Origin of the sequence: Micropruina sp., from assembly GCF_047606665.1 — a bacterium.
Classification (GTDB): Bacteria; Actinomycetota; Actinomycetes; order Propionibacteriales; family Propionibacteriaceae; genus Micropruina.
Window position 1 is genome coordinate 25,715 of the sequence record NZ_JASGEF010000059.1, and the last position, 15,888, is coordinate 41,602.

13 protein-coding genes are annotated in these 15,888 nt (G+C 69.3%); 6 read left to right on the forward strand and 7 right to left on the reverse strand.

All coding sequences use genetic code 11. The annotated features are described in order from the left end of the window. Positions 1 to 55: 55 nt before the first annotated feature. From allB to QM619_RS14025, 4 genes are read right to left on the reverse strand one after another with little or no spacing between them, the layout of a single operon-like run. Positions 56 to 1,444 (reverse strand): allantoinase AllB, encoded by a 1,389-nt coding sequence (gene allB, locus QM619_RS14010; RefSeq protein ID WP_415109870.1) that lies wholly within the window; start codon positions 1,442 to 1,444, stop codon positions 56 to 58. Further along, on the reverse strand, positions 1,437 to 2,732 hold the full coding sequence (locus QM619_RS14015; protein WP_415109873.1) for an allantoate amidohydrolase: 1,296 nt from the start codon (positions 2,730 to 2,732) through the stop codon (positions 1,437 to 1,439). Before QM619_RS14015 ends, allB begins: the two co-directional genes overlap by 8 nt. Continuing rightward, the gene (locus QM619_RS14020) at positions 2,729 to 3,946 is read right to left on the reverse strand and encodes a pyridoxal-phosphate-dependent aminotransferase family protein (protein WP_415109876.1); all 1,218 of its coding nucleotides are present in this window, start codon (positions 3,944 to 3,946) and stop codon (positions 2,729 to 2,731) included. The genes QM619_RS14015 and QM619_RS14020 overlap by 4 nt, the downstream gene beginning before the upstream one ends. Then, entirely contained in the window at positions 3,943 to 4,638 is a 696-nt protein-coding gene (locus tag QM619_RS14025) for a DUF1275 family protein (protein WP_415109879.1), read from the reverse strand. The genes QM619_RS14020 and QM619_RS14025 overlap by 4 nt, the downstream gene beginning before the upstream one ends. Positions 4,639 to 4,833: 195 nt before the next feature. Here QM619_RS14025 and QM619_RS14030 point away from each other — a divergent pair, with 195 nt between their 5' ends. The 6 genes from QM619_RS14030 to QM619_RS14055 all read left to right on the forward strand — a co-directional run bounded on the left by QM619_RS14030 (position 4,834) and on the right by QM619_RS14055 (position 10,992). Continuing rightward, entirely contained in the window at positions 4,834 to 5,547 is a 714-nt protein-coding gene (locus tag QM619_RS14030) for a FadR/GntR family transcriptional regulator (protein WP_415109882.1), read from the forward strand. After that, positions 5,544 to 6,647, forward strand: coding sequence for an acetamidase/formamidase family protein (locus QM619_RS14035; RefSeq protein ID WP_415109885.1), 1,104 nt, complete (start codon positions 5,544 to 5,546; stop codon positions 6,645 to 6,647). The genes QM619_RS14030 and QM619_RS14035 overlap by 4 nt, the downstream gene beginning before the upstream one ends. Then, complete coding sequence (locus QM619_RS14040; protein ID WP_415109888.1) at positions 6,640 to 8,250, forward strand: AtzH-like domain-containing protein; 1,611 nt, start codon at positions 6,640 to 6,642, stop codon at positions 8,248 to 8,250. Before QM619_RS14035 ends, QM619_RS14040 begins: the two co-directional genes overlap by 8 nt. Positions 8,251 to 8,488: 238 nt before the next feature. Beyond that, positions 8,489 to 9,436 carry a glutamate ABC transporter substrate-binding protein gene (locus tag QM619_RS14045; RefSeq protein ID WP_415109891.1) on the forward strand — a complete coding sequence of 316 codons (948 nt, stop codon included), beginning with the start codon at positions 8,489 to 8,491 and terminating at the stop codon, positions 9,434 to 9,436. Between the two features lie 57 nt (positions 9,437 to 9,493). Further along, positions 9,494 to 10,141, forward strand: a complete 648-nt coding sequence (locus QM619_RS14050; RefSeq protein ID WP_415109894.1) for an amino acid ABC transporter permease — start codon at positions 9,494 to 9,496, stop codon at positions 10,139 to 10,141. Continuing rightward, positions 10,138 to 10,992 carry an amino acid ABC transporter permease gene (locus QM619_RS14055; protein WP_415109897.1) on the forward strand — a complete coding sequence of 285 codons (855 nt, stop codon included), beginning with the start codon at positions 10,138 to 10,140 and terminating at the stop codon, positions 10,990 to 10,992. Before QM619_RS14050 ends, QM619_RS14055 begins: the two co-directional genes overlap by 4 nt. A gap of 18 nt (positions 10,993 to 11,010) precedes the next feature. On the opposite strand, the gene QM619_RS14060 is transcribed toward QM619_RS14055, so the two are convergent. The 3 genes from QM619_RS14060 to QM619_RS14070 are packed head-to-tail and all read right to left on the reverse strand — an operon-like array spanning position 11,011 to position 15,590. Next, positions 11,011 to 12,729, reverse strand: a complete 1,719-nt coding sequence (locus tag QM619_RS14060; RefSeq protein WP_415109900.1) for a hypothetical protein — start codon at positions 12,727 to 12,729, stop codon at positions 11,011 to 11,013. 15 nt (positions 12,730 to 12,744) lie between these two features. Continuing rightward, positions 12,745 to 13,134: a hypothetical protein gene (locus QM619_RS14065; protein ID WP_415109903.1), complete on the reverse strand. Its 390-nt coding sequence runs from the start codon at positions 13,132 to 13,134 to the stop codon at positions 12,745 to 12,747. Further along, positions 13,131 to 15,590 carry a M4 family metallopeptidase gene (locus QM619_RS14070; RefSeq protein ID WP_415109906.1) on the reverse strand — a complete coding sequence of 820 codons (2,460 nt, stop codon included), beginning with the start codon at positions 15,588 to 15,590 and terminating at the stop codon, positions 13,131 to 13,133. Before QM619_RS14070 ends, QM619_RS14065 begins: the two co-directional genes overlap by 4 nt. Between the last annotated feature and the right edge of the window lie 298 nt (positions 15,591 to 15,888).

A 15,888-nucleotide genomic window follows, 5' to 3' on the forward strand; every position in this document is an offset into this window, starting at 1 on the left:
GCGTAGCCCTCCGGGGTTGGCGGTGGCGGTTGAGGGCTTGGGGGTTGATCGGCGGTCAGCCGGCACGGGTCAACAGGCGTCCGGACGGCTCGGCCAGGTCATAGCCGTCGAAGACGGTCTTTCCGGCGAGCACGGTGCGCCGGACGCTGCCGGAGAGCACCCGGCCGGTGTAGGCGGTGAGCTTGTTGCGGTGCGCTAGCCGGCTGCCGTCGATCGCTATCCGGCGTCCGGGCTGGTACCAGATCAGGTCGGCGTCCGCCCCGACCTCGAGGACGCCCTTGCCGGTCACCCCGGCGACCCGCGCCGGGCCGGCCGACATCCAGGCGCTCACCTGCGGCAGCCCGATGCCGTGCTCGGCTGCGGCGTCCACCATCGACGGGAAGGTCACCTGCAAGCTGGAGACCCCGCCCCAGGCTTGGGCGAGGTCGCCGCCGCCCTTGGTCTTCTCTTCGACTGTGGACGGCGAATGATCCGACACCACGCAGTCCAGGACGCCGGCCGCCAGCCCCTGCCACAGCTCGCGCTGGTTGCCGGGATCGCGGATCGGCGGACAGCATTTGAACTCGGCGGCGCCGTCCGGGACGTTCTCGGAGTCGAAGATCAGATAGTGGGGGCAGGTTTCGGCGGTCAGCGGCAGGCCTTCGGCGCGAGCTGCGGCGATCGGCTCGAGCGCGCGGGCGCTGGAGACGTGCAGGATGTGTGCCCGGGTTCCGTGCCGGCGGACCTGCTCGATCACGGTCTCGATGGCCCGCACTTCTGCCTCGGGCGGCCGCGAGTCGACGAAGTCCGTGTAGCGGCGGCTCGACCAGGCAGGAATCGACCCGAGCACCTCAGGGTCTTCGGCGTGCACGATCATCAGCCCGCCGAATCCGGCCACCTCCGCCATCGCCGCGGCAAATGCATCGGCGTCCAGGGGCGGAAACTCGGGGACGCCGGAGTCGACCAGGAAGCACTTGAAGCCGTAGACCCCCTGCTCCCACAGCTCCTCCAGGTGGCCCAGGTTGCCGGGCACCGCACCGCCCCACAGGCCCACGTCGACGAAGGTCTGGCCGGACGCCACCGCCCGCTTCACCGCCAGCGCGTCGCTGTCCACGGTCGGCGGGATCGAGTTCAGCGGCATGTCGACGATGGTGCCGATGCCGCCGTAGGCCGCCGCCTCGGTAGCGCTGGCGAAGCCCTCCCATTCGGTCCGGCCGGGCTCGTTGACGTGCACGTGGCAGTCCACGTTGGCCGGGAGTTGGATCACCTCGTCCGGCACGTTGATCACCAGCGTGCCGGACGCCGAATGGCCGGCGTCGCAGGCGGCGTCCAGGGCCAGCGCGGCCCGCAACTCCGCACCGGTGCGGACGGCCGTGATCAGGCCGGACTCGGTGTCCACCTCGACATCGGCGGGGATCAGGGCGGACCCGATCAGGGTCTGCCGAGAGCGGAAGATCTTACGCATGGTGACTCCGATCCGACGTCAGGACGGTGCGGGTGGCGGTGGCGAACGCCTCGACGGCTAGGGCGACGTCCCAGACCGTCACCGCCTCGGCGGGCGCGTGCGAGATGCCGTCCTCGCAGCGGATGAAGAGCATGCCGACGTCGGTGACCCCGGCCATCACCATCGCGTCGTGCCCGGCCTTGCTGTACAGCTGCGGCACCGGTTCGGTGCTCGATTCGGCCGCGGCGACGGCGTCCGCGATGGCCGCCATCAGCCAGTCGGCGCAGACCACGGCACGGGCCCGGTGCTCTTCGACCCAGTGGAAGTTGAGGGTGCGTTCGGCGCAGACCCGGCTGATCGTGTCGCGGATCTCGTCCCAGCCGGCGTCGCGGGCAGCGTCGGTCTCGGCCCGCAGATCGAGGCTGAACTCGACCCGGCCGGGGACGACGTTGACCGCGCCCGGGTAGGCGTGGATCTCTCCGACGGTGCCGATGATGTCGCGCCGGCGGGCGATCGACTCGATGGCCAGCACCGCGAAGCTCGCCCCGACCAGGGCGTCCCGGCGACGGTCATAGGGGGTGCCGCCGGCATGTCGCGCCTCGCCGGTGACGGTGAGCGAGAACCGGCGGGCGCCGGCGATCGAGGTGACCACGCCCAACGGACGCGCCTGCGCCTCCAGCAGCGGTCCCTGCTCGATGTGCGCCTCCAGGTAGGCGACCAGCTCGTCGGGACGCCGGGCGGCGGTGCGCGCCTTGGCCGGGTCGAGCCCGAAGTCCTTGAACGCCTGCCGCAGGGTGGTGCCGGTCTCGTCGACCTGGTCGAGCCAGGCGTCCTGCCAGTCACCGGCGACCGGCTTGCTGCCCAGCATGGTCTGCGGGAAGCGGGTGCCCTCTTCGTCGCTGAACGCCACCACCTCCAGGGCGCAGGGCATGGACGGCATCGCCTCGCGCAGCAGCTCGGCCACCTCGATGGCGATCACCACGCCCAGCGGGCCGTCGTAGCGTCCGGCGTCCGGCACCGTGTCGATGTGCGAACCGAGCATCACCGCCGGCAGGCCCGGCTCACGACCCTCCATCCGGCCGACCAGGTTGCCGGCCGCGTCGATCCGGGTACGCAGCCCGGCGGCGGTCATCCAGCGTCCGACCAGGGCATTCGCCCAGGCATGCTGCGAGGTGAGGTGGAAGCGGTGGATGCTGCCCTTCACCGCGGTCAGGGCCGCCAGCTCATCACAGCGGTCGTAGGCGCGCCGGCCGGCCGCCAGCATCGCCGCGCTGGTGACGGGTGGAGTGCTCGGGGCCTCGGCCCTCATCGGGCGTACACCTCCTTGGCGGCGGCCACCCCGGCTCCGGGGGTCGGGTTGGTGCCCGCGGCCCGGAGCACCTGCTCCAACGCCGCGAGGGTGGTCAGCACGGTGTCGGTGCGGGCGTTGTAACCCATCGTCCCGACCCGCCAGACCAGGCCGTGCAGCGGGCCGAACGAGGTGCCGATCTCGATCGCGAAGTCGGCCAGCAGCCCGGCCCGGACGGCGTCGCCGTTCACCCCGTCCGGGATGTACACCGCGACCACGTTGTTCATCCGGTAGCGCTGATCGCCGAACAGCCGCAGGCCGAGCGCGACCAGGCCCGCGGTCATCGCGCGACCGTGCAAGGCATGCCGGTCGACCGCGGCGTCCATGCCCTCCTCGACCAGCAGCCTGGCGCATTCCCGCGCGCCATAGAGCATCGAGGTGGCCTCGGTGTGGTGGTTCAGCCGGCGCGGACCCCAGTAGTCGAGGATCATCCCCAGGTCGAAGTAGTTGGACGCGATCCGCATGCCGAGCGCCTCGTCGTCGGCTTCGCGAATGCCGGCCTCGATGTGCCGGCGTCCCCGGATCACCTCCACGGCGGCGTCCGAGAGGCTGATCGGCGAGCTTCCGGACGGCCCGGCCAGGCATTTCTGCAGGCCGGCGGACGCGGCGTCCAGGCCCCAGGCGTCCATCTCGAACTGGTTGCCGCCGAGCGAGGCGGTGATGTCGGAGTAGAACAGGACGCCGCGCTCGTGGCACAGCCGACCCAGCTCGGCCAGCGGTTGGCACATGGTCGTGGAGGTGTCTCCCTGGACGATGGCGAGCACCTTCGGATGGACGCGGTCGAGCGCCTCCTCGATCTCGTCCGCGGTGAAGACGGTGCCCCACTTCCGCTCGACGGTGTGCACCTCGGCGCCGCAGCGTTCGCCGATCTCGGCCAGCAGTTGGCCGAACCGGCCCGCGACCGGCATCAGGACGCGGTCGCCCGGTTCGAGCAGCGACACCAGGATCGCCTCAATGCCCGCCCGCGAGGTGCCGTCGACCAGCAGGGTGGCGTCGTTGCGGGTGCGGAACACCTGCCGGTACAGCTCCTGCGTCTCGGCCATGTAGCCGGTCATCACCGGGTCGTACTGGCCGACCAGACCGGACGCCATCGCGCGCAGCACGCGCGGGTCGGCGTTGATCGGGCCGGGCCCCATCAGCAGCCGGTGGGGCGGGTCGACGGGATTGACGCTCATGCGGTCCTCACTGGTTCGGGTGGACGGACCCGGCCGCGGTGACCCGACCAGGTGACGACGAAGGTGACCAGCGCGGCCAGCGCCGGGCCGGCCGCGAGATGCAGCCGCAACAGCAGCGCGCCGGCCAGCGCGCCGAGCATGATCAGCGCGACCGCGGTGCCGCGGCGGCGCCAGTGCGAGCCGGTGCCGCTGCCGAACACCGAATCGGCGGCGAGCGCGGTGATCGTCGAGGTGACCACCACGGTGGTGACGTCCTTGACGCCGAGGTGACGGGCTGCGGCTGCCTGGGCACCCATCGCGGCGCCGAGCAGGGTGGTGACCACCAGCCGGCGCGGCTCGTCCAGGCCGGGCAGGCCCAACGCCACCGTCACCGCGGCCAGGCAGATTCCGACACCGATCAAGATCTGGGTGGTGGCCGCAGACCAGCCGGCACCGGCGCCGCGCAGCACCCGGCCGCCGACGGCGGCGCCTGCCGCGAAACCGAGCAGAGCGAGCACCGGGCCCAGCACCGGCAGGCCGTCGGCACCGGTCAGCGCCATCGCCAGGATCACCACATTGCCGGTCATATTGCCGGTGAAGACGCGGTCGAGGCCCAGGTAGCCGACGGCGTCCACCACGCCGGTGGAGAAGGTCAGTGCCAGCATCAGGGCCGTCGCGGACGCCGCACGCTCCGCTGAGCGGGTCACGGGCACGACGACCTCCTAGCGTCCGGCATCGGGCGGTGGCGCCATTGCGACCTGTGGGCTTGTCCTCGAGCCATGCGCCGGATTTCGGCCCGGTGCGCTAGAGTCGAGGAACTTGGTCAGACCAACATACCAAGGCTGGTCGGGCGGCGCCAAACCGTTCCAGCCGGCGGCAGAAACCGTGATCGACAAGCAAGGACAGCAATGAACCTCACCGTTCCGCGGCCCCGCGCCATCAGCGGAGAGGTCGCCGCACGGCTCGAAAGGCATATCGCCGACGACCTCTCCCCCGGCGACAAACTGCCCCCCGAGCGTGAGTTGTGCGCCACCCTGCAGGTCTCCCGAACCACGTTGCGCGAGGCCTTGCGTGCCTTGGAAGACCGGCGGCTGATCGAACGGCGACCTGGCCGCGGCACCCTGGTCCGGCGTCCCCCCGAACCTCAGCTGGCACTCACCTTCGCGCCGTTCGCCGACGGTCCGGACGAGTTCGCCCAGGTCGCGGAACTGCGGCGCCTGGTAGAGCCGCACGTGGCCGAACTGGCCGCGCTGCGCGCCACCGATCTCGACCTGGCACAGCTCGACGACATCCTGCGCGAGAGCCACGCCGGGCTGACCGCAGAGGAATCGCTGCGGCTCGACGTCGAGTTCCACCGCCGGCTGGCCGTGGCCACTGGGAATCCACTGCTGGTCGGGGTCTGCGAGGCGATGAACGGGCTGGTGCACGACGTCCGGTTGCGCTCGCATCTGGCGCGCGAGGGACGGCGCAACTCGATCGAGGGACACCAGCGGCTGTACGCGGCGCTGGCAGCACACGATCCGGCGGCGGCACGGGCCGCGATGGACGCGCACCTGGCCGGGGTCGGCGTCCTGATCGCGGGCCTGGACGACCTGCTGCGCTCTGAACCGGAGTTGCGATGACGGCCGGCACGGTGGGTCTGCGCGGCGCGGTGCTGCAGCGAGGTGTCGGCGAGATCCCCGGCGACCACTATCTGAGCGCCGATCTGGACCATCTGCACTGGGGACGGCTGCCCTGCGCCGAGGACGCCGCGGTGCTGAGCGTCGCCTCCGGCGAGACCGTCACCGTCGATACGCTGTCCCATGAGGGCGTCCTGGAAGATCAGGGCCGCGATCCGATCCGCTTCTTCGGCGCCCACGACGTCCGGCCCGACCAGGTGCTGACCGAGGCGATCGAGTTGGCGCGGTCGGGGCGTCCGCACGACCCGGCGGTGGACGGCCCGCATCTGGTCACCGGTCCGATCGCGGTGCGCGGCGCCCAGGTCGGCGACCTGCTGGCGATCACCGTGCTCCGGCTGGACCGCCGGGTGCCCTACGGGGTGATCTCGAACCGCCACGGACGCGGCGCGTTGCCCGGCGAGCTGCCCGCCGGCCCGGCGAATGTGAGCGTGTTCACACCGGTGCTGGAGACTGACCAGGGCGCCTGTGGCGAACTGCCGCTGACCGAGGGCGGAGCCGGTGTGGTGCGTTTTCCGCTGCGGCCGTTCCTCGGGGTGATGGGCGTCGCGGTGGCCGGCGGCGTCCGGCCGCATTCGGTGCCGCCCGGACCGCACGGCGGCAACATCGACATCAATCTGCTGGTCGAGGGATCCACGCTGTACCTGCCGGTGCAGGTTCCGAACGCCCTCGCCTACCTGGGCGATCCGCACTTCGCGCAGGGCAACGGCGAGGTGTGCCTGACCGCACTGGAGGCGTCCCTGCGAGCGACCGTCCGGTTCGACGTGGTGCCGGCGTCCGAGGCCGTGGAGCGATTCGGTGAGCTGGCCGGTCCGCTCGGCGAGACCCGCGATTACCTGATTCCGACCGGGTTGAACGCCGACCTCGACATCGCCACCGCCAACTGTGTACGGGCGGCATTGGGGTTGCTGCAGGCTCGCTACGGCATGGATCGACACCTCGCCTACGCGTACCTGAGCGCCGCCACCGATTTCGACATCTCCCAGGTGGTCGATCTGGTCAAAGGCGTGCACGCGAAGATCAGGAAGGCGGATTTCGGTGGCTGATCCGCTGATCGAGCCTGCGCTGGTCGAGCTTGTCGAAACCCTCCGCGGGATGGCCCCCGACGCACCCGCGGGCCTGCTCGAGGCGTTCGCCGGCTACGAGTTCGCCCTCGGCAGCGACGACCTAGCCGCCATGGACGAACTCTTCGACGACTCCCCCGACACCCTGCGCGGCGACCCCGGCGGACTGCTCATCGGGCATGCGGCGATCCACGATTTCCGGGCGGTCCGCGGTGGCGCGCCGGCCCGTGAGCTGACCGAGGTCCGGGTGCTGCCGATGGCTCCGGACGCCGCCTGCATCGTCGCCGTCACCGCGCCCAGGCGAGGCGGCCGAGGGCTGCAGACCCAGGTCTGGCGCAGGGGCGCCGACGGCGCCTGGCGGGTCCGGGTCGCGCATGTCGCCCCTCCTCCGCCCACCTTCGACCGTTCGGTGTGGCGCGTGGTCGGCGACCCGCTGGCCGGGCCCACCGGCAGCGGCGTCCTAGACGGCGAGACGGTCGCGGTGAAGGACCTGTTCGCGCTCGCCGGGCACCCGATCGGCGCCGGCGTCCCGGCCTATCTGACCGAAGCAGTAGCAGAACCGGCCGACAGCGCCGCGGTGGCGCGGCTGCGGGCGGCCGGGGCCGCGGTGGCCGGGATCACCCGGACCGACCAGTTCGCCTACAGCCTGGCCGGGGACAACCCGCACTACGGCACGCCGGTGAACCCGGTGGTGCCCGGCGGGCTGCCGGGTGGCTCGTCCAGCGGCAGCGCGGTCGCGGTGACGCTCGGCGCGGCGTCCATCGGGCTGGCCACCGACACCGGCGGCTCGGTCCGCGTCCCCGCCAGCTATCAGGGCTTGTGGGGATGGCGTTCCACGCATGGTTCGGTGTGCAGTGAGGGGTTGCTTCCGCTCGCCGCAGACTTCGACACCGTCGGGCTGCTGACCCGCGATCCCGGACTGTTGGGGCGCGCCGCGGCGGTGCTGCTGGACTCCGCCGATCGAACCAACGGGACGGTTCCCTTGGTCACTTCGGATGACCGGTGGACCGAAGGAACCGTCCCCGCGTTCCACCTGGCCGAGTCGCTGCCCACCTTGGAGGCCGGCGTCGCCGACGCGTTCGAGGCCTTCGTCGATCCGCGCTTCGCGGACGCGGCGTCCGGCATCCAACTGCCCGACCTGGCGGTCGCGGCCGAGGCGTTCCGCGTCCATCAGGCGTTTCAGGCCTGGCAGCGGCACGGAGCCTGGGTCGAGGCCCATCCCGGTGCGCTGCGAGGTGCGGCCGGCGAGCGGTTCGTCGCGGCGTCCGCGATCACCCCGAGTCAGGACGAGGACGCCCGCGCCACCCTCGCCGAACTCCGGGCCGATCTGGACGCCGCACTCGGCGACGGCGTCCTGGTAGTGCCGTCGGCGGCCGGCCCGGCACCGCGGGTGTGGGCGTCCGCTGCCCAGGTGGACGCCCATCGCCAGGCCACTTTCCGGCTCACCTGCATCGCCGGGATCACCGGACGCCCCGCCGTCAGCGCCCCGTTGCTGATGACACCCGGTGGTCCGCTCGGAGTGTGCCTGGTCGGTCCCCGCGGCAGCGATGAGGCGCTGATCGCCCTCGCCGCCTCCCTGGCCTGAACGGACGTCTCCGACCCTTGCCTGAGCTGACGTCTCCGGCCGCTCCGCCACCCGACCCCGCAGGTCATCGGTGCTGATCGCGTCCGGGACCGGCATCCCGCGCAACCGTGGCCCCAGTTCGGAGGCACCACCCTTTCGGGTCGAGGCCGGACGCCGCGTGCGCGGTACCTTGGGCGCAGCCCGTGCGATGTGATTAGTATGACGAATCACCTACCGACCCGATGGGAGTTGAGGAACGATGAAGCCAGGTCGAGCAATCCGCGCATTGATTCTGACCGCCGCGACCGCGCTGTTCGCCGGAACGGTCGCCGCCTGTTCTCCGGAGCCCGCCAGCAGCGGCTCACCGGCCCCGTCCGGCAGCAGCAACTCGGACGCCTACCAGGCGCTGATCGTCTCCGGACCGGTCGCCGACGCGGCCGCCGTCCAGGGCAATAAGTGGGCCAGCGCCGTCAAGCAGGCCGGCGTGCTGCGCATAGGCGGCACCGAGACGTCCGAGCTGTTCTCGCTGCTCGATCCGGTCAGCGGCCAGGTGAAGGGCTTCGACGCCGCGATCGGCCAGATGCTGAGCCGCTACATCCTGGGCGAGGTGAAGACCAGTGTGAAGCAGGTCACCGTCGACACCCGCGAGTCGCTGTTGCAGAATGGCAATGTCGATACCGTGATCGCCACCTATTCGATCACCCCGGCGCGGGAGAAGTCGGTCGATTTCGCAGGGCCGTACTACGTCTCACAGGCCGGCATTCTGGTGAAGGCCGACAACACCACGATCAACGGGGTCGCTGACCTCGCGGGCAAGACCGTGGTCACCCAGGCGAACTCGACCGGCGTCGCCACCGTCCAGAAGTACGCCCCCGAGGCCACCCTGCAACCGCTGCCCGACAACGCCCAATGCGTGGCGAGCGTCGAGCAGGGCGACGCGGACGCCTACGTGATCGACCAGGCGCTGCTGCTGAACCAGGTCGTTTCGAACGACAAGGTGAAGATCGCCGGCGAGCCGTTCGGCCCGAAGGACAGTTACGGCATCGGCGTGCCGAAGGGCAGCGACGGCAAGGCGTTCGTCAACGAATTCCTGACCAAGATCATCGCGGACGGCACCTGGGCCAAGGCCTGGCAGCTGACCATCGGCGATCGGACCAACCTGTCCACGCCGCCCGCGGCGCCGACCCCCGGCACGATCGAGTCCTGACATCGACCCGGACGCCGGATCCGGCCCCGGTTCCGGCGTCCCGGACAGGTGACGACCATGGACACGCTGCTCTCCAAACACGGCGGTGAGTTGCTCGATGGACTCTGGCTCACCGTCTGGCTGACCGCCGTCGGATTCACCGGTGCACTCATGCTCGGCGCGGTGCTGGCGACCTGCCGGATCAGCCCGATCGCGCCGTTGCGCTGGGCGTCCGCGACATTCGTCGAGATATTCCGCAATGTGCCGCTGTTCAGCCTGCTGATTCTCGTGGTGTACGGGCTGCCGCAGGCCGGGGTGAATCCCGGACGGGTCGGCAGCGTGATCATCTGCATCGTCTTCGTCGGCTCGGCATTCGCCGCCGAGACCATTCGCACTGGCGTGAACGCGGTCGGCGTCGGCCAAGTCGAGGCCGGCCGGTCGATCGGGCTCTCGTTCGGCGGCGTGATCACCCAGGTGGTATTGCCGCAAGCCGTCCGGACGGTGATCGGCCCGCTGGTGACGCTGTTCATCGGCATTCTGCTCTCCTCGGCATTGGCCGGGGTGGTCGGCATGTCCGAACTGACCGCGGTGGCGTCCGAGATCAACAACTCCGAAGCTCTCGGCCTGCTCACCTTCGTGGTCGCGGCCTGCATGTACGCCACCATCGCACTCGGTGCCGGCGGAGTGGGCGCCTGGCTGGAACGTAGAGTCCGGGTGTTGCGATGAGCATGCAACACGCGCTATTCGATACCGCCGGCCCGAAGGCACGAGCACGGGTCCGGATCTTCACCGTGATCTCGGTGCTGATACTGCTGGCTATCATCGGCCTGGCCTATTGGCAGCTTTACCTGAGCGGCGCATTGGCGCCCTCCAAATGGCTTCCGTTCACCCAGCCGGCGATCCAGTCCTATTTCGCCGGAGCCTTGGGCCGGACGGCGCTCGCGGCGCTCGGCGCGGCGGTCATCGCCGTCCCACTAGGGCTGGTGCTGGCACTCGGACGCCTGTCGCCGGTCGCGCTGTTCCGCTGGCCGGCCACCGCCTTCATCGAGTTCTTCCGCGCCATTCCGGTGCTGCTGGTGATCTACGCGTTCATGTTCGCCCTGCCCAGTTACGGCATCAATCCCAGTGAGTATTGGAAGCTGGTCATTCCGGTCGGATTGTGCACGGCCGCGGTGATCGCCGAGGTGTTCCGCGCCGGTGTGCTGGCCCTTCCTCGCGGACAGACCGAGGCCGGCCTCTCGGTCGGGTTGACGCCCGGTCAGACCTTCCGGCTGGTGGTCTTTCCGCAGGCATTGCGGGTGGTCATCCCCGCGCTGGTGGCGCAGGCGGTGATCGTGGTCAAGGACACCGCATTCGGCTACGTGGTCTCTTACCCCGAACTGCAGCAGAGCGCACGGGTGCTGGTCGCCAATACCCGGAACCTGGTGCAGACCTACCTCGTGGTCACGGTGATCTACATCGTGATCAACCTGCTGATCTCGCGGGTCGCGGTCTGGATGGACCGCAAGCTCGCCACCCGTCGTGCCGGCAAGACGAAGTTCGTCTCGCTCACCACCGGACGCGGCCCGATCCAGTAAGAGATTCCGCCAGGGGTGTCAGGCCTTGACCTTCGCGGTCTGTTTCGAGGTGTGCTTCGCCGTGCGATAGCCCGGCGCGCTGGCGGTGACCTCCACTTTGAGCCGGGCGCCGCTGTCCACACTGCTCACCAGGTAGGACGCGCCGCGTGCGCCGGCGATCGCCGTGCTGTTCCGGTACCACTGGTAGCTGAAGGTCAGCCCTGTCGGACGCCATGAGCCCGGCTGCGCCACGAGTGTCGATCCGACGACAGCCTTGCCCGAGATCGTGGGGCGTCTCGTCGTGATTCGCGACAACGGCACCGTCTTCGTCTGCTTGGACGTCTTGCTCACCGTCGTGTAGCCGCTCCGGCTGCCGGTGACCACGGCGAGGATCTTCGATCCTCCGTCGCTTGGCTTCACGGTGTATCGAGAGCCGGTTGCACCTGTGATGGCGGTCCGCACCGAACCGGTCACCCGATACCACTGCGTCGTCAGCTGGACGGGTGCTGGCTTCCACTTCCCGGTGGACAGCTTCAGCGTCTTTCCTGCCTTCGCCTTGCCCGAGATCTTGGGCGTCGGCGCCGTCAGCGAGAGGCATCCGGCGTCCTCGGTGAATCGGAGTGTCCATGAGGTGGTGCCGGTCAGCGTGTAGCCCGCTGCCGGGATCGCGCTGATCGAAATCACGGACGCCGTGGTCGAATGCCAGCCGGCACTCACCTGCTTTCCATCGATTTGGTAGACCACACCGGTGACGCTGGGGACGTAGTACTCGTCGGAGGCCCGGCCGCAGCGGTCATTGGACGTCGGTGGCGACGGCACGACAGCCACCTTCGTCAGTGCCAACACATGCCCACCCGCCGCGGAAAGCCCAGTCGCGCCGGCGGCCTCCGCTGGGATCGGCCGCACCTGGCCGAAGCTGTTGTAACCCCAGCCGAGGACCGTGCCCGACCGAGTGACTGCGACGCTGAAGCGGTTGCCGGCGGCGATGTCGACAACATTCGTGGCAGCGGACGGCGGGGCGGACTGACCGACCAGGTCGCTCCCCCAGCCGACCACGGTGCCGTCGCTCTTCAGAGCCAGGCTGTGGTCGACGCCTCCAACCACCTTCACCACATTGGTGAGCCCCGACGGTGGGGACGCCTGCCCGTCGCCGTTCGCCCCCCACACCACCACCGTGCCATCGGCTCGGAGCGCGAGGCTGTGGTACCGGCCCGCCGCGATCTGCACGACGTTCGACAGTCCCGACGGCACATCGGTCTGGCCCTTTCGATCGTTTCCCCAGGCCCGAACCTGACCGGACGCAGTGAGTGCCAGGCTGTGCACACCGCCCGCCGCCACCTGGATCACATTCGTGAGCCCTGAGGGGACATCGGTCTGGCCGTCGGCGTTGTAGCCCCATGCCTGCACTGTCCCGTTGGGCATCAGCGCCAATGAGTGCAGCGCTCCGGCGGCAATCGACACCGCACCTCGAGCGGCACTCGGCACGCTGCTCTGATTCGCCTGGTCGTCGCCCCAGGCAATCACGCTGCCGTCCGCCAGAAGTGCCAGGCTGTGCCGATCGCCGGCAGCCACCTGAACAGCCCCGGCGGCACCGGCGGGGACGGCGGACTCCTTATACCTGTTGCTGCCCCAGGCCACCACACGACCAGATACGCCGGCCGCCCGCGCCACGCCGGCCGAAGCCGGCACCAGCACGCTTGCCGCGACCACAATTGCCAGGCCGATCGCTGCCCATCGCACGACCCCGGTTCGACTCATTGTCACTTCCTTCGGCTAGATGCCGGTTTCTGTCTCGAAGAACTCACGGACGGCGGTGAGCTGTCCAGGCTCGACGCTGTCGTCCCAGCTGCGGGCGACGCCGTCAACGGTCAGTTCGTAGTGGTAGGAATCGCGTGCGCTGCTGCTGGGGACGCTCTGGACGGACTTCGCCGACGCGAGCGCCGACTCAAGCCTCGTGTGCTGGTCGCTCGACAGTTGGAAGGAACTCGATCCGTCGGGCTTGGTCACGGTCACCACGCCGTCATGGCTGACGACGACCGTCGACTTGGCGTTGGCGAGTCCCCCCGACTTGACGAACACGACCCAGTTGCCGGTGTTGCCGCACCCGCACAGCGCAAGGCTCAGCATGAACGCAGAGACCAGAACAAGGGCGAGGCGTCTCATCGGTGCAGCTCGGTGTTCCAGTAGTCCGACACCTGATCGAGAGCGACGTTGAAGGTCTTGCCGGACAGGTTGCTCAGGTCGCGTGGCAGAGCCGCATCGGCGGTAGCCGCCAAGGAGGTCATGCCACGAGCCGTTGCCTTCGCCACAACCGCGGCACGAAGTCGATCGACCACGGTCACCATGTCGTCGGTCACCGTACCGGCGTCGCCGCGGCCTTCAGCCAGCGCCGCGATAGCCGGGCTGAGCTGGACCAACGCCTGCCGTGCCTGGCGGCGCAGCGCCGGCTCCGCCCGCAGCAGGTCGGACAACTCGCCGGTGTTCTCGCGGTATGCCTGAAGAGCCGCTGCCAACCCGCCGCCGCTCACTCCGAGCAGCCCGTCCCGGAATTTGTACAGCGTCGACCTGATCCGGGCCTCGGCCGCAGGGCTGAGCGCGTCGCGTCCCACCGTCGAATCCTGCAGCGCGGCATTCACCGAGCAGCCGCATTCGGCGACCGGCGGTTCGGAGCTTCCGTCGACGCCCACGTCGTTCCACGCCGCGGCGATGCCATCTGCGGTAGCCGAATTTCCCGCATACAACTGGCGGGCGGCCTGGATCGTCGCGGCACGGGCATCGTTGAAGTCCGAATCGCTCAACAGGAACGCGGTGAGGGCAAGGTAGAAGATCCGCTGGGCCTTATCGGCGCCCACCTTCTGGACCGCATTGTAGAAGGCCTTGTTCGGGATTCCGCTGTTCGTGTGCACACCACCGTGGTCGTCGCACGTAGCGTCGTAATCGTCGAGGTGTGCGGGTTGGCCGTAGGCAGCAGGATTGGACATGTCCCGGATCACGCCCAGGGCCGAGCCGCCACCGATCGTCCAGCTCAGATTGCCGGTCGCGTGATAGCGCGCCATCACACCGAAGACATCCGAGAAGCTCTCGTTGAGTGCCCCGGACTGGTCGAGATACTCCAGGTCGGCCGTCCACTCGGTCACCGCATGGGTGAGTTCGTGAGCCATGATGTCCAGGGTGACCATGTTGTCCCCGAACACCATCTGGGAGCCATCCCAATAGGCGTTCTGGTAGTCCTTGTCATAGAAGACGGTCGACACCAGGCGGGCGCCCGCGTCGTCGAAGCTGTCCCGGCCGAAGACATCGTGATAGTACGACCAGGTCTGACCGGCCGTCACATACGCCTTGCCGCTGTCACTGGACGCCGAGTACGTGCCGCCCTCGCGGATGACCACCGTGCCCGGCAGATCGCGGGTGTGCTTGGCGTCGTACACCAGTCGGTCCAGTCCCTCACGAAGCCGCTCTTCGACAGCCAGCACCGAAGCACGCTGGGCGGCGGACACGAAGTACCGATTGGCGAACGCATGACCACTGCGGTCGACCACCCAGACCAGGCTCCCGTTCTTGATCGCCAGCCAGGGACGATTCGTCAGGCGGCTACCGGACGGTGCGGCTTTCCCGGCCTCGTTGACCGCGGCCTTCCGGCTGACCCGTGCTTTCAGAGAGTCGACGGTCAGCGTCGTCGCCAAGCCGTTGGTGACCGCGACGACCCGACCGGCATCGTTGTGGTGGACGGTCACCCGAGATCGGTAGACCGGGACCTTCCCAACGTGCTGGACATAGGTACGGTGCACGGTGCCCTTCGACCGGACCACGCCGTCCGCCTTGAGCGTCACGGCCTTCCCGGCCACCGTCGTCACCGAGCGAGCCAGCGGCTGCAGCAGCCGGGCGTGCGTGCGCAGCCAGTTCTTCGCACTCTCGGCCTTGGTCGAACCGACGACCAGGAACGACGCCTTACGGCCATCGTCGGACACAACCGCTTCGGCGAGTTCGCCGGTGGCGCGGTAGCGACTCAGCTCGCGCGCCAGCTTGGGGGTCGGCGATACCGTCGTCGTCCCCACGGGCTCCGCGACCGCCTCCGGAGCACCACCGCCGATCGGGATGACTGCGAACCCCAGAATGAGTGAGACCAGGACGCCGATCGCACTCAGCCGGCGAGCCGATCTGCGATTGGGGGGCGTTGTGGGACGAAGGCGGCGGACTGCGACGAGCCCGACCAAACCCGCAAGCACTATCCACAGCGCGGGAACGATCGCCGCCCAGGGTTGCACCGGGCGCGCCTCGACAATTCCTCCGAGGGTTGCGACGCCCCCATACATCGCCACCGTGAGAAGGGCTCCGGCGACGCCGCCGGCGGCAAGCACACGAGCCACCCGGCTCGACCTGGAGACACCGCGGACTCGCACGGCGACCATTCCACCGACAACGAATCCGCTCAACAGAGGCAGCAGTCCCGCCGCGAAGGAGTAGCCAACCGAAAACGGATGGACGACCCCGTCGCCGACCTCGATCGGAATACCCATCGACCACGCCAGGGTCAAACGCCAGCCCAGTTCAGGGAACAACTGGCCGGCGAGCACCGCGGACGCCAGCAGGACGGCCGCCCCCGCCAGTCCAGCAAGCAAGGCGTCGCCAACGGCCCGACGTCCGCGAGAACCACATACACGATCAACCCAGGTGGACGGCGTCGCAAAGCGCTGCGTGATGGCCATTGTGTTCCCTCTCCCCATGGCGTGGGTGCAATGCGGCTCACAGTAGCGGGTGGCGCCCACAAAATGCGTCATCGCGGCCTACAAGGGGTGTGAGTCAGGTTTGTGGTTCAGGCTGCCCGTGTGGGGGCTGTCGGGGTTGTGCCGCTTCCCCAGATGGTGTGGTCGCGGTGGGAGCGGGTGAGTGCTCGGAGGGTGAGGATGGGGTCGAGGC